Annotated in this window: 14 protein-coding genes; 5 read left to right on the forward strand and 9 right to left on the reverse strand. The window is 64.1% G+C overall.

Annotated features, from left to right (window positions below):
- The first annotated feature begins 111 nt into the window (after nt 1–111).
- Nucleotides 112–723 carry a hypothetical protein gene (locus ACROUL_RS12320; protein ID WP_431299764.1) on the forward strand — a complete coding sequence of 204 codons (612 nt, stop codon included), beginning with the start codon at nt 112–114 and terminating at the stop codon, nt 721–723.
- 2 nt (nt 724–725) lie between these two features.
- Here ACROUL_RS12320 and coaD read toward each other — a convergent pair whose 3' ends face one another.
- The 4 genes from coaD to ACROUL_RS12340 all read right to left on the reverse strand — a co-directional run bounded on the left by coaD (nt 726) and on the right by ACROUL_RS12340 (nt 3,877).
- On the reverse strand, nt 726–1,217 hold the full coding sequence (gene coaD, locus ACROUL_RS12325; RefSeq protein WP_431299765.1) for a pantetheine-phosphate adenylyltransferase: 492 nt from the start codon (nt 1,215–1,217) through the stop codon (nt 726–728).
- Between the two features lie 71 nt (nt 1,218–1,288).
- Nucleotides 1,289–1,723 carry a CBS domain-containing protein gene (locus tag ACROUL_RS12330; RefSeq protein WP_431299766.1) on the reverse strand — a complete coding sequence of 145 codons (435 nt, stop codon included), beginning with the start codon at nt 1,721–1,723 and terminating at the stop codon, nt 1,289–1,291.
- A 52-nt stretch (nt 1,724–1,775) separates the two neighbouring features.
- Nucleotides 1,776–2,696 (reverse strand): LysR family transcriptional regulator, encoded by a 921-nt coding sequence (locus ACROUL_RS12335; protein ID WP_431301304.1) that lies wholly within the window; start codon nt 2,694–2,696, stop codon nt 1,776–1,778.
- Nucleotides 2,697–2,707: 11 nt separating this feature from the next.
- Complete coding sequence (locus ACROUL_RS12340; RefSeq protein WP_431299767.1) at nt 2,708–3,877, reverse strand: glycosyltransferase family 4 protein; 1,170 nt, start codon at nt 3,875–3,877, stop codon at nt 2,708–2,710.
- Nucleotides 3,878–4,006: 129 nt separating this feature from the next.
- Between ACROUL_RS12340 and ACROUL_RS12345 the strand changes: the two genes are divergently transcribed.
- The 3 genes from ACROUL_RS12345 to ACROUL_RS12355 all read left to right on the forward strand — a co-directional run bounded on the left by ACROUL_RS12345 (nt 4,007) and on the right by ACROUL_RS12355 (nt 6,287).
- The gene (locus tag ACROUL_RS12345) at nt 4,007–5,506 is read left to right on the forward strand and encodes a CoA-acylating methylmalonate-semialdehyde dehydrogenase (protein ID WP_431299768.1); all 1,500 of its coding nucleotides are present in this window, start codon (nt 4,007–4,009) and stop codon (nt 5,504–5,506) included.
- A gap of 148 nt (nt 5,507–5,654) precedes the next feature.
- A complete protein-coding gene (locus ACROUL_RS12350; RefSeq protein WP_431299769.1) occupies nt 5,655–5,864 on the forward strand; it encodes a YgaP family membrane protein in 210 nt (69 codons plus the stop codon).
- A gap of 84 nt (nt 5,865–5,948) precedes the next feature.
- The gene (locus ACROUL_RS12355) at nt 5,949–6,287 is read left to right on the forward strand and encodes a hypothetical protein (protein WP_431299770.1); all 339 of its coding nucleotides are present in this window, start codon (nt 5,949–5,951) and stop codon (nt 6,285–6,287) included.
- Here ACROUL_RS12355 and uvrA read toward each other — a convergent pair whose 3' ends face one another.
- On the reverse strand, nt 6,288–9,146 hold the full coding sequence (gene uvrA / locus ACROUL_RS12360) for an excinuclease ABC subunit UvrA (protein ID WP_431299771.1): 2,859 nt from the start codon (nt 9,144–9,146) through the stop codon (nt 6,288–6,290).
- 195 nt (nt 9,147–9,341) lie between these two features.
- On the opposite strand from uvrA, the gene ACROUL_RS12365 reads away from it, so the two are divergent.
- The gene (locus ACROUL_RS12365) at nt 9,342–10,202 is read left to right on the forward strand and encodes a sterol desaturase family protein (protein ID WP_431299772.1); all 861 of its coding nucleotides are present in this window, start codon (nt 9,342–9,344) and stop codon (nt 10,200–10,202) included.
- 1 nt (nt 10,203) lies between these two features.
- Here the strand turns inward: ACROUL_RS12365 and ACROUL_RS12370 are convergent, their stop codons facing one another.
- The 4 genes from ACROUL_RS12370 to ACROUL_RS12385 all read right to left on the reverse strand — a co-directional run bounded on the left by ACROUL_RS12370 (nt 10,204) and on the right by ACROUL_RS12385 (nt 14,862).
- On the reverse strand, nt 10,204–11,343 hold the full coding sequence (locus tag ACROUL_RS12370) for an MFS transporter (protein WP_431299773.1): 1,140 nt from the start codon (nt 11,341–11,343) through the stop codon (nt 10,204–10,206).
- 166 nt (nt 11,344–11,509) lie between these two features.
- Complete coding sequence (lpdA, locus tag ACROUL_RS12375; protein WP_431299774.1) at nt 11,510–12,907, reverse strand: dihydrolipoyl dehydrogenase; 1,398 nt, start codon at nt 12,905–12,907, stop codon at nt 11,510–11,512.
- Nucleotides 12,908–12,982: 75 nt separating this feature from the next.
- Nucleotides 12,983–13,567, reverse strand: a complete 585-nt coding sequence (locus tag ACROUL_RS12380) for a DUF924 family protein (RefSeq protein ID WP_431299775.1) — start codon at nt 13,565–13,567, stop codon at nt 12,983–12,985.
- A 62-nt stretch (nt 13,568–13,629) separates the two neighbouring features.
- On the reverse strand, nt 13,630–14,862 hold the full coding sequence (locus tag ACROUL_RS12385) for an MFS transporter (RefSeq protein ID WP_431299776.1): 1,233 nt from the start codon (nt 14,860–14,862) through the stop codon (nt 13,630–13,632).
- Between the last annotated feature and the right edge of the window lie 9 nt (nt 14,863–14,871).

The following is a 14,871-nucleotide window of genomic DNA, read 5'->3' on the forward strand; positions in this document are numbered from 1 at the left end:
CTGACAGAATGACGACCCGGGGGCCTTGCGGCCCCCTTTTGGTTTTTGCGGTGACTTTGAGCGCAAGCGGGCTAGGTTCGGGTGGTGTAATCCAAACAAGGGCCACGCAACATGACCTTCCGGCTTATCTGCGCACTGATGGCGGCAAGCATGGCGCAAACCGCGGGGGCGGAAACCGTATACACCCGCGTCCCGACGCAATACATCGCGGCCCTTGGCGACCCTTCGGCAACCACTGGCAATGGGGCGGAGACCTGGGGGCTTTGGGCCGTGGACCCCGGCCCGCGCGGAGTGCGGCTGACGGGGTATGAGGCGCTGAGGGCAGCGGCAGGCAAGGCGCCAGCGGGCTGGACGTTTGATGAAAGCGGCTGGTGGCTGGAAGAGCATGGGCTGATCATGGAGCCACCGCAGTTTCCGGTGCCCGCCGGGCGCTATGTGGTGACGGGCGATCGGGAGGCGACGGCGGTGCTGACCATCAACGCGCCCGATGCCGAGGGGAAGCAAAGCTGGGCGCTGGACGGGGGCGCCACGATTTATGACGTGACGCATCTGCGCTGCCGGGCGGCTAAGTATGAGGCGGCGGCCGGACAATCCTGTTCGCCAGCGGCGGCGAATGTCGCCAACTTTCCCGTGACGCCGGGCGCTGCAATGCCAGCGGTATCAGGCTGCGTTCAGCAGGATTATCAGGTGCTCATCGTGATCGGGATGGTGGCGGAAGGCTGAGGTCAGCCGAACTTGCGCTTCAAGGCGGAGGCCACGGGCGGTGTGACGAATTTCGACACGTCGCCCCCAAGCCGCGCGATTTCCTTGACCAGTTTCGACGCGATGGCCTGACGGCGGGCGTCCGCCATCATGAACACCGTCTCGATCGAGGCGTCGAGCGCGCGGTTCATGCCGACCATCTGGAATTCGTATTCGAAATCGGCGACCGCGCGCAGGCCGCGCAGGATGATCGAGGCGCCGACATCGCGGGCGCAGTCGATCAGCAGGTTTTCGAACGGATGGACGACGATCTCGCCGCCGGTTTTGGCGGTGATCGCTTCACATTCGGCCTGGATCATGGCCACGCGTTCTTCCAGCGAAAAGAGCGGCCCCTTGTCGCGGTTGATCGCAACGCCGATCACCAGCCGATCGACCAGCGCCATGCCGCGCTGGATGATATCGACATGGCCGAGGGTCACCGGATCGAAGGTGCCGGGATAAAGACCGATGCGCATGATGCCGCCCCCCTGCTGCCTTTGCACGCAACAATAATGCGCGGGGCGGTGCAAGAGGGAAAAGTGAGGGCTCAGAAGCCCTTGATCATGCCCTCAAGCGCGTCCTTTTCCGCCGCAAGCTCCATCAGGCGAGCCTTGACGACGTCGCCGATGGAAATCAGGCCGACCATCTGGTCGCCTTCCATCACCGGCATGTGGCGAAAACGGCCGTCGGTCATGCGCTGCAACACTTCGTCGGTGCGGTCGTTGCGGGTGCAGGTGACCAGCTTTGCCGTCATGATCGCATCGACCGGATCGGACAGGCAGGAAATCCCACGCCGACCAAGTTCGCGCACGATGTCGCGTTCCGACAGGATGCCCGAAACACGCTTGCCATCGGGCGAGACGATCACCGCGCCGATGCGGCGGGCGGACAAAAGCTCCGCCGTCTTGGCGACGGACGTGCCGGGTGGCACCGTCACCACGCCGTCGTCGCCCTTGGATTTGAGGATCTGTTGCACGAGCATGGACGCCTCCTTCGACTTGGGAAGGCAAGGGTCCGCCCGGCTGCGGATTCTGTCAAGGGATGGTTTGGCAAGCGATGGTTTGGGTTGCCACGACGGCCTCAAGCCGGGCCATTTCGGCGCGAACCTCGCGCGTCAGGATGTCGGCAAAGCGGTTCAGGCGCAGCACGCGCCCGTCGCCTTCGTGGCGGATCAGCCAGAAGGCGCGGGTCAGGTGGATGCGGTTGGGGATGATGCGGGCCAGTTCCGGGGCGGCGGGAAGCGCGAAGTCATGCACGATGCCGACCCCTGCCCCGTGCCGCAGCCAGTTCAGCTGCACCGAGACAGAGTTGGAGGTGAGGGTAGCCGGCCCTGCCCCGATCTCGGTCAGGTAATCCAGCTCCTTGTCGAAGATCATGTCCGGGATGTAGCCGACGAAGCGGTGGTCCTTCAGATCCTCCGGCCCGGTAATCGGCGGGGCACTGGCAAGGTAGGCGCGGCTGGCGGCAAGGTGCAGGTGGTAATCGGTCAGCTTTTGCACGGTCAGACGGCCGGCTTCGGGGCGCGAGACGGCAATGGCCATGTCGGCCTCTCGCTTTGAGAGGTTGAAGACCCGCGGGAGGGCGACGATCTGCACCTCAAGGCCGGGGTTCGCATCGCAGATCCGGGCGAGGACCTGCGGGAGCAGGTAATTGGCGCAGCCGTCCGGGGCGCCAAGGCGGATCTGGCCGGTGAGGCCTTCGGGGCCGCTGAGAGCCTCGCCCGCGCGGTCAAGGGCAGCCTCGGCGGCCTCGGCATGGGGCAGAAGGCGGGTGCCTTCCTCGGTCAGGGCGTAGCCTTGGGGGGATTTGGCGAAAAGGCGCGCCGCGATCCGGGCTTCCAGCCGCGCGATGCGGCGACCGACGGTGGCCGGGTCGATCTTCAGCCGCTTGCCGGCAGCAGAGAGGCTTTCCGTGCGCGCCACGGCGAGGAAGATGCGCAGGTCGTCCCAGTCCATCTCGGCAGCCATCAGCGCCGCCGTTCCGCCAGGACGCTGCGGAACAGATCGGCCCATTGTGCCGTGACCCGCGCGGGGTCGAAATCGCGCCGCAGCTTGTCGCGCGCCGCCGCCCCCATGCGCGACCGCAGATCCGCATCGCCTAGCAGCCGTTCCACCCGTTCCGCAGCCTGTGCAACCCCGCGGGTCGGCACGACGAACCCCGTCACGCCATCCTCGACCAGCACGCGGATCCCCGGAAACTCGTAGGTCACCACGGCCAAGCCCGCGGCCATCGCCTCCATCACCGCCTTGCTCAACCCTTCGGGATGGGTGGAGGCGATGAGGAACAGCGTCGCCCCGGCCAGCCGGCGCGGCAAATCCTCGTGGCGCACCGGTCCCTGCAGTTTCACGCGGTCCGAAAGCCCAGCCCGCCGCACCCGGGCGTCCATCGCGTCACGAATCTGCGGAGTGAAGGGCCCGATGGCATCAAGGATGGCCGACCGGTCCCGCACCTGCGCCAGGATGTCGATCATTGCGAAGGCCCCTTTGTCGCGGGCCAGGCGCCCGACGTAAGCGATGCGGGGCGGCGCATCCGGGACAACCCCACGCGCGGCCTCGATGTAGGGCGCAGGATCGAGGCCGTAAGGGATGTAGGTGGTGCGCGGCGGGGCATGGCGATCGGCTCGACGGAATGCCTGCGCAAGGGCGGGCGAGTTGCAGACCACGCGGTCGGCCCTGCGCAGACAGTCGCGGTAAAGCCCGTACTTGCGCACTGTCAATCGCGCGTGGATATCCGCCAACGGCCGTTCCAGCCAGGGCCCGAGGCGCGGCCATTCGCGGTCCAGGTGGTGCAGCCAGCGCGGATAGGTGCCCTCGTGCATGATCGTTGGAACCTGTCCCGAAAACCGGCTGTATTGGAACACCCCGGCCGGCCCGACCCCTCGCCCGAACACCAGATCGAACGGCCGCTCGGCGTGCATCTGGTCGAACGCGGCGGCGGTGCCACGCCAAAACGTCTCGCCCATCGGGCCCGGCGGGATGCCCGGCACATAATGAACTTCCGCCGATCCTTCCCTGCGCTGCGCGCCCGTGCCGTCCGCCAGCGACGACGTCAGCGTCACGAGTTCCACGCCCAATTCATCGAACACCGGCGCCAAAGCCTTGCCGATCACGTCCTGGACCCCGCCATTGGCTTCCATCCGCCCTCTGAAAGTGCATACCCTCATTGGCGAGTCTCCGCTGCATTATTGCAAAACCTTTTTGAAATATTGCCTCTGTTACCAGCATTTCCGCAAGGCTATTCTGAACCCAACCAAGGGAGAATTGCGATGAGAGAGATCGGTCACTGGATCAACGGGCGCGAAGTAAAAGGCACCTCGGGGCGCTTTGCGGACGTGTTCAACCCGGCCACGGGCGAAGTGCAGGCGCGGGTGGCGCTGGCCTCCAAGGCCGAGCTTGACGCGGCGGCGGCGGATGCGGCCAAGGCGCAGGTGAAATGGGGCGCCACCAACCCGCAGCGCCGCGCGCGGGTCATGATGGAATTCGTGCGCCTGTTGAACCGCGACATGCAGGTTCTGGCGGAAACGCTGTCGTCGGAACACGGCAAGACGGTGCCGGACGCCAAGGGCGACATCCAGCGCGGGCTTGAGGTGATGGAGTTCTGCATTGGCGCGCCCCAGATGCTGAAGGGCGAGTTCACCGACAGCGCGGGCCCCGGAATTGACATGTATTCCATGCGCCAACCCCTTGGTGTCGCAGCCGGAATCACGCCGTTCAACTTTCCGGCGATGATCCCGTTGTGGAAGATGGGCCCGGCCTTGGCCTGCGGCAACGCCTTCATCCTGAAGCCATCGGAGCGTGACCCTTCGGCGCCGATGATGCTGGCGGCGCTGATGCAGGAAGCGGGGCTGCCGGACGGCGTGTTGCAGGTGGTGAACGGCGACAAGGAGTCTGTCGATGCCATTCTGGACAACCCGGTGATCGCGGGGATCGGCTTCGTCGGATCGACCCCGATTGCCGAATACATCTACGGGCGCGGCTGTTCCAACGGCAAGCGGGTGCAGTGCTTCGGCGGTGCCAAGAACCACATGATCATCATGCCCGACGCCGATCTTGACCAGGCGGCGGATGCGCTGGTGGGTGCGGGCTACGGTGCGGCAGGCGAACGCTGCATGGCGATTTCGGTCGCGGTTCCGGTGGGCGATGCGACGGCAGACGCGCTGATTGCCAAGCTGATCCCACGGATCGAAAAGTTGAAGGTCGGCCCCTATACCGCTGGAAACGATGTGGATTATGGCCCTGTTGTCACCGCGGCGGCCAAGGCCAACATCCTGCGTCTGGTGGAATCTGGCGTGGCGCAGGGCGCAAAGCTGGTGGTCGACGGTCGCGGCTTCAAACTGCAGGGCTACGAGGATGGCTTCTTTGTCGGGCCACACCTGTTCGACCACGTGACCACCGACATGGACATCTACCGCAAGGAGATTTTCGGGCCGGTCCTATCCACCGTGCGCGCCAAGACCTATGAAGAGGCGCTTGGCTACGCGATGGACCACGAATACGGCAACGGCACCGCGATCTTCACCCGCGACGGCGACACGGCGCGTGATTTCGCCAACCGGGTGAACGTGGGGATGATCGGGATAAACGTGCCGATCCCGGTGCCGCTGGCCTATCACACCTTCGGCGGCTGGAAGAAATCGGCCTTCGGTGACCTGAACCAGCACGGGCCGGACGCCTTCCGGTTCTACACCCGGACCAAGACGATCACCTCGCGCTGGCCGAGCGGCATCAAGGAAGGCGCGAGCCTGAACTTCAAGCAGATGGACTGACGGTTCTTAGGTGGCGGCGTGCTGACGGACTTGTGTCAGGCGGCCGCCGCCATTTTTTTGCTGCTTCTAGATCCAGATCAATGCGCGGACCGATGATCTGTCGCAGATTGCCCTCGTCCGGAGATGTCCGGCAAATGGGAGAGCGATGATGTTCACGACGAATGAAGGCACGGTTGACCGTGTGCTGCGGGTGGCGGTTGGGCTGGCGCTGCTGGTCTGGTTCTATGTCGATCAGGGTCAGGGCTTTTGGCACTACGCCAAGCTGATCGGTGTGGTGCCGATCCTGACGGGGCTGGTCGGATGGTGCCCGCTTTACACAGTGCTGGGTATTTCGACCTGCCAGATGAAGAAGGCCTGAGGCGGGAAGCCGCCGAGACGGGCGACACGGGTGGAACGCGGCGCGCGGTTCCGGCATTGGTCAGGCAACTGTAATGGAGCCACCATGCATACGCTTCGCATCATCCTTGTCGCCGCCCTTTCATTGACGCTAACGCCAGCGTTCGCGGACGGAAAGTCTGGCCATTGCCCGCCCGGGCTGGCCAAGAAGGCCGTGCCTTGCGTGGCACCCGGCCAGGCGAAGAAGGGTGTCACCTGGCAGGAGGGGGATATGGTCGACCGCGACCACATCACACATGTGATCCGTTACCCCGACCGTTACGAACTGCCGCCGCTGAGAGCGGATGAGGAGTATGTCGTGATCGACAACCGGATCGTGAAGGTCGATAGCCAGACTGGCCGCATCCTGACGCTATACCGGGCGCTTGATATCCTGCTTGACTGACTATTCGGCGGCCACCCGACGCGGTTTCAGCATATCTTTCAGGTAGCGCCCGGTATGACTGGCCGCGACCTTGGCGATGTCTTCCGGCGTGCCGGTCGCCACGATCTCGCCCCCGCCATCGCCGCCTTCGGGGCCGATGTCGATCACCCAGTCGGCAGTTTTCACCACGTCGAGGTTGTGTTCGATGACGACAACGGTATTTCCCTGATCGACAAGGGAATGAAGGACTTCGAGTAGTTTCCTCACGTCTTCGAAGTGCAGGCCCGTGGTCGGCTCGTCAAGGATATAGAGGGTGCGGCCGGTGGCGCGGCGGCTGAGTTCCTTTGACAGCTTCACCCGCTGCGCTTCGCCGCCCGACAGAGTGGTGGCCTGCTGGCCGACCTTGATGTAGCCAAGGCCCACCTCGCACAGCGCATCCATCTTTTCGCGGATCGCGGGGACGGCCTGGAAAAACTCGCGCGCGTCTTCGCAGGTCATGTCAAGAACGTCAGCTATGCTCTTGTTCTTGAACTTTACTTCAAGCGTTTCTCGGTTGTAGCGCTGGCCCTTGCAGGTCTCGCACGTCACATAGACGTCGGGCAGGAAGTTCATCTCGATCTTGAGGACGCCGTCACCTTGGCACGCCTCGCAGCGACCGCCCTTGACGTTGAAGCTGAACCGCCCAGGCTGGTAGCCGCGGGCCTTGGCTTCGGGCAGGCCGGCGAACCAGTCGCGGATCGGGGTAAAGGCGCCGGTGTAGGTGGCGGGGTTCGAGCGCGGCGTGCGGCCGATGGCGCGCTGGTCGATGTCGATCACCTTGTCGAGGTGTTCAAAGCCCTTGATCGTCTCGCAGGGGGCTGGCGTTTCATGCGCGCCGTTCAGGCGGCTTGCGGCGGTCTTGAACAGGGTTTCGATGGTCAGCGTGGACTTGCCGCCGCCCGAGACGCCGGTGACGCAGACGAACTTGCCCAGCGGAAAGTCTGCGGTGACATTCTTGAGGTTGTTGCCGCAAGCCCCAACAACGGTTAGCTTTTTCCCGTTGCCCTTGCGGCGGACCTTCGGCACCGAAATCTCGCGCGCGCCGGACAGATACTGGCCGGTCAGGCTGACCGGGTCGGCGGCGACCTCGGCTGGTGTGCCGTGGCTGACGACGCGGCCACCGTGGACACCAGCGCCCGGCCCCATGTCGAAGACGTAGTCGGCCTCGCGGATGGCATCCTCGTCATGCTCGACAACAAGCACGGTGTTGCCGGTGTCGCGCAAGCGTTTGAGGGTGGTGAGGAGGCGGTCGTTGTCGCGCTGGTGGAGGCCGATCGAGGGTTCGTCGAGCACGTAAAGCACACCTGTCAGACCGGAACCGATCTGGCTGGCCAGACGGATGCGCTGCGATTCACCGCCCGACAGGGTGCCGGCATTGCGGCTCATCGTCAGGTAGTTCAGGCCGACATTGACAAGGAATCCAAGACGTTCGCGGATTTCCTTGAGAATGGCGCGGGCGATTTCGTTCTTTTGCTGGCCGAGCGTGTCGGGGACAGTGCCGATCCAGTCGAAGGCCTCGGTGATCGACAAGCGGACGACCTGGCCGATGTGCATTCCGGCGATCTTGACCGCCAGCGCCTCGGGCTTCAGACGATAACCGTTGCAGGCGCCACACGCGCGGTTGTTCTGGAACCGCTCCATCTCTTCACGGCTCCAGGCGCTGTCGGTCTCGCGGTAGCGGCGCTCCATGTTCGGGATGACGCCTTCGAAGATGCGCTTCACCTGATAGACGCGGCCGCCTTCGTCGTAGCGGAACTGGATCTCTTCGCCGCCGGAGCCGCGCAGGAACACCTCTTTCACGACGTCCGACAGGTCGCGCCACTTGGTCTTCTTGTCGAAACCGTAGTGGTTGGCCAGCGCCTCGATTGTCTGGGTGAAATACGGGGATTTGGACTTCGACCAAGGCGCGATGGCGCCCTGCAGCAGGGTCAGGTTCTGGTCGGGCACGACGAGGCGGTCGTCGAAGAACAGCTCCATCCCAAGGCCATCGCAGACCGGGCAGGCGCCGAACGGGGCGTTGAAGGAAAAAAGGCGCGGCTCGATCTCGGCGATGGTGAAGCCGGACACCGGGCAGGCGAATTTCTCGGAATAGGTGATGCGCTGGGGTTCATCGCCGCTGTCGGCAAGCTCGATCACGGCGATGCCGTCGGCCAGGTTCAGGGCGGTGCGGAAGCTGTCGGCAAGGCGGGTTTCGATGCCTTCCTTCACCACGATCCGGTCGACCACCACGTCGATGTTGTGGCGGAACTTCTTGTCCAGAACCGGGGGGTCTTCCAATTCGTGGAAGGTGCCGTTGACCTTGACGCGCTGGAAGCCCTGTTTGCGCAGGTCGAGGAATTCCTTTTTGTATTCGCCTTTCCGATCGCGGATGATCGGGGCCAGCAGATAGGCGCGGGTGCCCTCGGCCATTGCCATCACGGCGTCGACCATATCCTGCACCTGCATCGCGGTGATCGGCAGGCCGGTCGCGGGGCTGTAGGGCGTGCCGACGCGGGCGAAAAGGAGGCGCAGGTAATCGTAGATTTCCGTCACGGTGCCGACGGTGGAACGGGGGTTCTTCGAGGTGGTCTTCTGTTCGATGGAGATCGCTGGCGACAGGCCAGAGATATGGTCCACGTCGGGTTTGCCCATCATGTCGAGGAACTGCCGGGCATAGGCTGACAGCGATTCGACATAGCGGCGCTGGCCTTCGGCGTAGATCGTGTCAAAGGCGAGCGAGGATTTGCCTGACCCGGACAGGCCGGTGATCACCACCAACTGGTCGCGCGGAATGGAAACGTCGACGCCCTTGAGGTTATGCTCACGCGCGCCGCGCACCTCGATGAACTTCTGTTCAGCCATGATCTACCCCGGTTTCAGCAATAGGACATAGGGCGGATCAAGCGAGTCTCCAACCGGAAAAAGTGAACGAAGTGTGAACCGCGCGTCCCGATTTGTTGCGTTTCACGCAACGGTCAAACAACCGCCACAGTCGGGGCGGATAAATTCCGGCAGGTTCCTAGGCAATCAGGGGCTGCGCAACGCACAGGGGGCGTCGTGTTTGGCGTGACGTTGGCCGATATCGGCAGGGGTCTTGGCTGGTTTGCAGGGATCAATTCCCTTTTCATCGCAGCGGCGATGTCCTTCGTGCTGGTCGTCATTTTCGGCAAGACCCGCGAGATTGGTCGGCACGCGATCGAGAACACCTCAGCCAGCATTGTGCTTTACGTGATCAACATCGCAATCGGGCTGACGTTCAGCCACGAGATCTTTGGTTTTGCCCGCAAGGTTTATGCGTTGCTGGGAATTCCCAGCCTGCCGGAGGATTTCTGGGCTGGCACGCCGGTGGTGCTGACCTTTGTTCTGGTGATCGTGGTCAAGGATTTCTGCGACTATGTCATCCACCGGTTGATGCACACGACATGGGGCTGGCCCAGCCATGCGGCGCACCATTCAGACACACACGTCAATGCGTTCAGCGCATTCCGGGTGCATTACCTTGAGATCGTGCTGATGCAGGTGAACTACCTGCTGCTGCTGAGCTGGTTGCAGTTGCCGCATCTTTATCCGGCGCTGGTCACGCTGGTTCTGGCGCACAACATGTATGTCCACATGGATCTGCCCTACACGCACGGCCGGCTGAAATACCTGATCGCGTCGCCGGTGTTTCACCGCTGGCACCACGCCGATGTGCCCGAGGCACATGGCAAGAACCTTGCCAACATCATGCCGATCTATGACCTGATCTTTGGCACCTACTATGTGCCGCGGCCCTGCGACGCGCCGATGGGCGCGCTGAAAGGCGGGATCGAGGACAAGAACCCGCTGGCGATACTGGTTTACCCGTTCCAGCAATGGGCGCGGCTGCTGCGGGCGGCGGTGGGCAAACCGGCGCGCCGGATCGAGCCGGGCGAATAGGCTATCCCAGACGCGCGCGACGCCGGGATTGCATCTGGTGCACGAGGATGCCCGCAAGGCAGAGCAGGCAGGCCGCTGCGGCAAGGCCCGTTGGGCCGGACGCCGCCAGCAGGGCGGCAAGAACCGGAGTGCCGGTGGTGGTGCCGAGGTTGCCCAGTTGTGCCACCGCCCCGGCGGCGCGGGCGCGGCCTTCGGGCGTGTCGTTCAGCTCTGGGATCGAGGCGAAGCTCGCGCCCTGCACGATGCCAAGGGCGGCAGAAAGCCAGAACCCCGACATAACCATCCCTGCGCCGTTGCCCCAGAACACCCAGAGGAGGAGGAAGCCGGGGATCGCGGCGGCGTAGCCGTATTGCACCAGACGGACGGCTGAGACGCGCTGCAAAAGCCGCACGCCGAGGGTGAGCGAGACCACGATGGAGGCGAGCGGCATCCCGGCGGCGATCAGCGCGCGTTGGGTGACGGGGGTTTCCGGCGGCAGCAGCGTCAGGATCGCGACATAAAGGAATGTGTAGCAGCAAAATCCCATCGCCGGGGCGGCGAGACGGGGGGAGGCGTAGATTTCAGCGTGTTGCCCAAGGAGGTTGGACATCGGCGCCGGGGCAGCCTTTGGATCGGGCGGCAGCGTTACCGCAAGGATCGCCGCCAGCGCCGCCATGAACCCGGCGTGCCCGAGGAAAAGGCCGACAGGCGTGACGAGCGGACCGATCAGGGCAAGAATGGCATAGGTGACGCCAAAGAAAGAGGACCAGAGGGTCATGGCAAGCGGGCGCTTCGCCTCGGGGGCAAGGGCCGCGATCATGGTGGGGCCGACGACGACGATGGCAAGATGCGAGGCACCTTCAATGATGCGGGAGATGAGCATCAGGGGATAGGCGGGAAACAGCGACTGCAGCGCCGACATTGCGGCCCCGGCTGCAAGCGCCGTGACGATGGCGCGACGCGGGCCGATGCGGGCGACGAGGAGACCGGCGGTGGTGCCGAAGATCAACCCGACCATGCCGACGATGGAGACGACGAGGCCGAGCGCAACCTCGCCGTGGCCGCCGTAGGTGCTGCGCAGCGGCTCATAAAGGATCGAGATCTTGCCGAACTGGGCTGCTGCACTGAGGCCGGCGCACCAGAGGAGCAGGACGAGAAGCATGGGGGGAACGGGGCGCATGGGCGATTGGTAGCCGCGCGCCAAGGGATGCGCCAGTGATCTTGTGGAACGGCGGCCAAGGCCGCCGCACCGCTTTCAGGTCGCTGGCGCGGCCCCGAGGGCCGCTTGGCTCCCGCTCCGCGGGGGATACTTGGCGAAGGGGAAGACGTCAGATGTGGAGCGCGCGACCGTAGGCATCTAGCACGGATTCGTGCATCATTTCGCTGAGGGTCGGGTGCGGGAAGACGGTGTTCATCAGGTCTTCCTCGGTGGTTTCCAGAGTGCGGCCGATGACGTAACCCTGGATCAGTTCGGTGACTTCGGCGCCGACCATGTGGGCGCCAAGAAGCTCGCCGGTCTTGGCGTCGAAGATCGTCTTGATCATGCCTTCCGCCTCGCCAAGGGCGATGGCCTTGCCGTTGCCGATGAAGGGGAAGCGGCCAACCTTTATGTCGTAGCCCGCCTCTTTCGCCTTTGCTTCGGTATAGCCGACCGAGGCGATCTGCGGCTGGCAGTAGGTGCAGCCGGCGATGGAGCCGGGCTTGATCGGGTGCGGGTGCTTGCCAGCGATCAGTTCGGCAACCATGACGCCTTCGTGGCTGGCCTTGTGCGCAAGCCACGGCGCGCCGGCAATGTCGCCGATGGCGTAAAGCCCGTCGACGCCGGTGCGGCAGTATTCGTCGGTGACGACATGGGTGCGGTCGATCTTGACGCCCAAGGCTTCGAGCCCGAGGCTTTCGACGTTGCCGACGATGCCGACGGCGGAGATCACGGTGTCGAAGTCGTGCGTCTCGATCTTGCCGCCGATCTCGATATGGGCGGTGACGCCCTGCCCCGGCTTGCGGTCAAGCTTCTTGACGCTGGCCTTTTCAAGGATCTTCATGCCCTGTTTGACGAAGGATTTCTTGGCGAAGGCGGCGATTTCGGCGTCTTCGACGGGAAGGATGCGGTCCATCACCTCGACCACGGTGGTGTCGGCGCCGAGGGTGTTGAAGAACGAGGCGAATTCGATTCCGATGGCACCGGAGCCGATCACGAGGAGTTTCTTCGGCATCCGGCTGGCGACGAGGGCGTGGCGGTAGGACCAGACGAGATCGCCGTCAGCCTCCAGCCCCGGCAGTTCGCGGGCGCGCGCACCGGTGGCGAGGATGATGGATTTCGCGGTCAGGGTTTCGGTTCCCTTGTCGGTTTTCACCTCGACCGTGCCTTTGGCGGGCAGCGTGGCCACACCCATGAACACGGTGACCTTGTGCTTTTTCATCAGGTGGCCGATGCCGCCGGAAAGCTGTTTCGCCACCCCGCGCGAGCGGGCGACGACGGCGGGGAGGTCATAGCTGATACCGGTGGCGGCAAGACCGAATTCCTTGGCGCGGTGCATGAGGTGGAACACCTCGGCCGACCGCAGCATCGCCTTCGTGGGGATGCAGCCCCAGTTCAGGCAGATGCCACCGAGGTTTTCGCGTTCGATGATGGCGACCTTGAGGCCCAGTTGGCTGGCACGGATGGCGGCGACATAGCCGCCCGGTCCTGCGCCGATCACGATCACGTCGAAGCCTTGGGCTGCCATCTTTCCCTCCTCAGAAAAAGTAGTTTGCCATTAAACTATTTCTTTTCACCAAGCAACAAAGGTCGCGCCGCAGGGCTATGCGCCGGACGCATGGCTGCGGAGCTGGTTGACGATGGTCATGTAACCCCCTGTGTCAAGGTAGGCTTGCTCGTCTGGCGTGCTGTCACGTTCCAGTGCCTCGTTGCGGGTGGGAAAGCGGCCGTAGCGGCGGATGACTTCCTGGTGGGCGCGGGCGTGCAGGGACATGTCGGGGGCGGAGGCGAGGCGCTCTGTCAGATATTCGACTGCCAGCGTCTGATCGGCCGGGTCTTCGGAATGCTCGAACGGCATGTAGAAGAATTGGCGTTCCGGTTCGGGGGCGTTCATGTCCCAGCCTGCGGCAACCGCCTTTTTCGCCGCTGCAAGCGCGCGGGCGTCGGTAGCGAAGGCAAGCGCAGAGCCGCGATGGATGTTGCGCGGGAACTGATCGGTGACGATCAGATAAGCGAGCGTGCCGACGGTGCCTTCGGTCCAGTGGTCAAGCCCGCCCTCGTGTGCGGCCTGCCAGAGTTCTGCGAAGCGGTCCTTCACCACAGCGTCGATTTCCGGCGTGCCGGCATACCAGCCGTCGGGGCCGATCTCGCCCAGCCAGAAATCCAGAACCTCGACGGGGTCTGACATGGAGTATCCTCTCTCGGTCAGGCGAGACTTGCAGGGAATTGCCGGGGCCGCAACTGTCGATGTCAGGGGCGCGCACCCTGCCCTTCGGTAAGCACGGCCTCGACCGCGAGGGGCGAGGCGCCGGGGGTCATGCCACGGAAGGCGCCCGTGACGGAGGGCGCTGCGCGGCGGGTCATGCGCCAGAGGGCGTAGGCGGTAAGGGCGATGTAGAGGACCGCGATGAACAGGAAGAACCCGCCGGGGCCCGTGGTTTCCATTAGCCAGCCGGTAACAAGCGGGCCGAAGATCGCGCCGAAGCCGTTCAGGAAGATCAGCCCGGCCGACGCTGCGGCCATATCCTCGCGCGGGAGGAAGTCGTTCGTGTAGGCAATGAGGAGCGCATAGACCGGGTTGGTGATGCCGCCGAGGACAAAGGCCACCACGATCAGAGCCCCGAAGGGCAAGGGCAGGAAGGCCGCGACCAGCATCGCGACCGAGGCGATGGCCGACAGCCCCATGATGACCTGCCGCCGGTCGATCCGGTCCGAGAGCCAGCCGACCGGGTATTGCAGCACGAGGCCGCCGACATAAAGCGCGCCGACGAAGATCGAGATGTCGCGCACCGAAAGACCCGCCTGCGCGCCCCAGACCGAGGCCATCCCGAACATCGCCGAGAAGATACCACCGGTAAGCAGCATGCCGATGCAGCCGAGCGGCGAGATCCGGAAAAGCGAGACGAAGGGCAGCCGGCGCGTGCTGTCGAAGGCGGGGGCTGGTGTCGGGGCCAGCAGAATCGGCAGAAAGGCGAGCGAGACGAGGACCGAGGGGATGATGAACAGCGCAAAGCCCGACGTGTCCGGCACGTTCAGCAACACCTGGCTGGCGATGATGCCCAGCATCTGCACGATCATGTAGGCCGACAGCGCCTGACCCCGGGTTTCGTTCGTGGCGGTGTTGTTGATCCAGCTTTCGGCGGTGATGTAGATGCCGGAAAAACAGAACCCCGCCATCACGCGCAGCACCGTCCAGATGACCCAGTCGGGGAACACTGGGTAGATCACCAGGATGGCCGAGATCAGCGAGCCGAGGGCGGCAAAGACGCGGACGTGGCCGACGCGACGGATCATCTTGGGCGCGGCCCAGGAGCCGAACAGGAAGCCCACGAAGTAGGCGGCCATGACATAGGATAGCTGGTAAGTCGTGAACCCTTCGACGTTGCCACGGATGCCCAGAAGCGTTCCCTGGATGCCGTTGCCGACCATCAACAGCATGACGCCCATCAGCAAGGGCCAGGAGTGGGTCAGGACTTTCAGCATGATCTGGCT

Origin of the sequence: Tabrizicola sp. BL-A-41-H6, from assembly GCF_050632395.1 — a bacterium.
Classification (GTDB): domain Bacteria; phylum Pseudomonadota; class Alphaproteobacteria; order Rhodobacterales; family Rhodobacteraceae; genus JAUYQR01.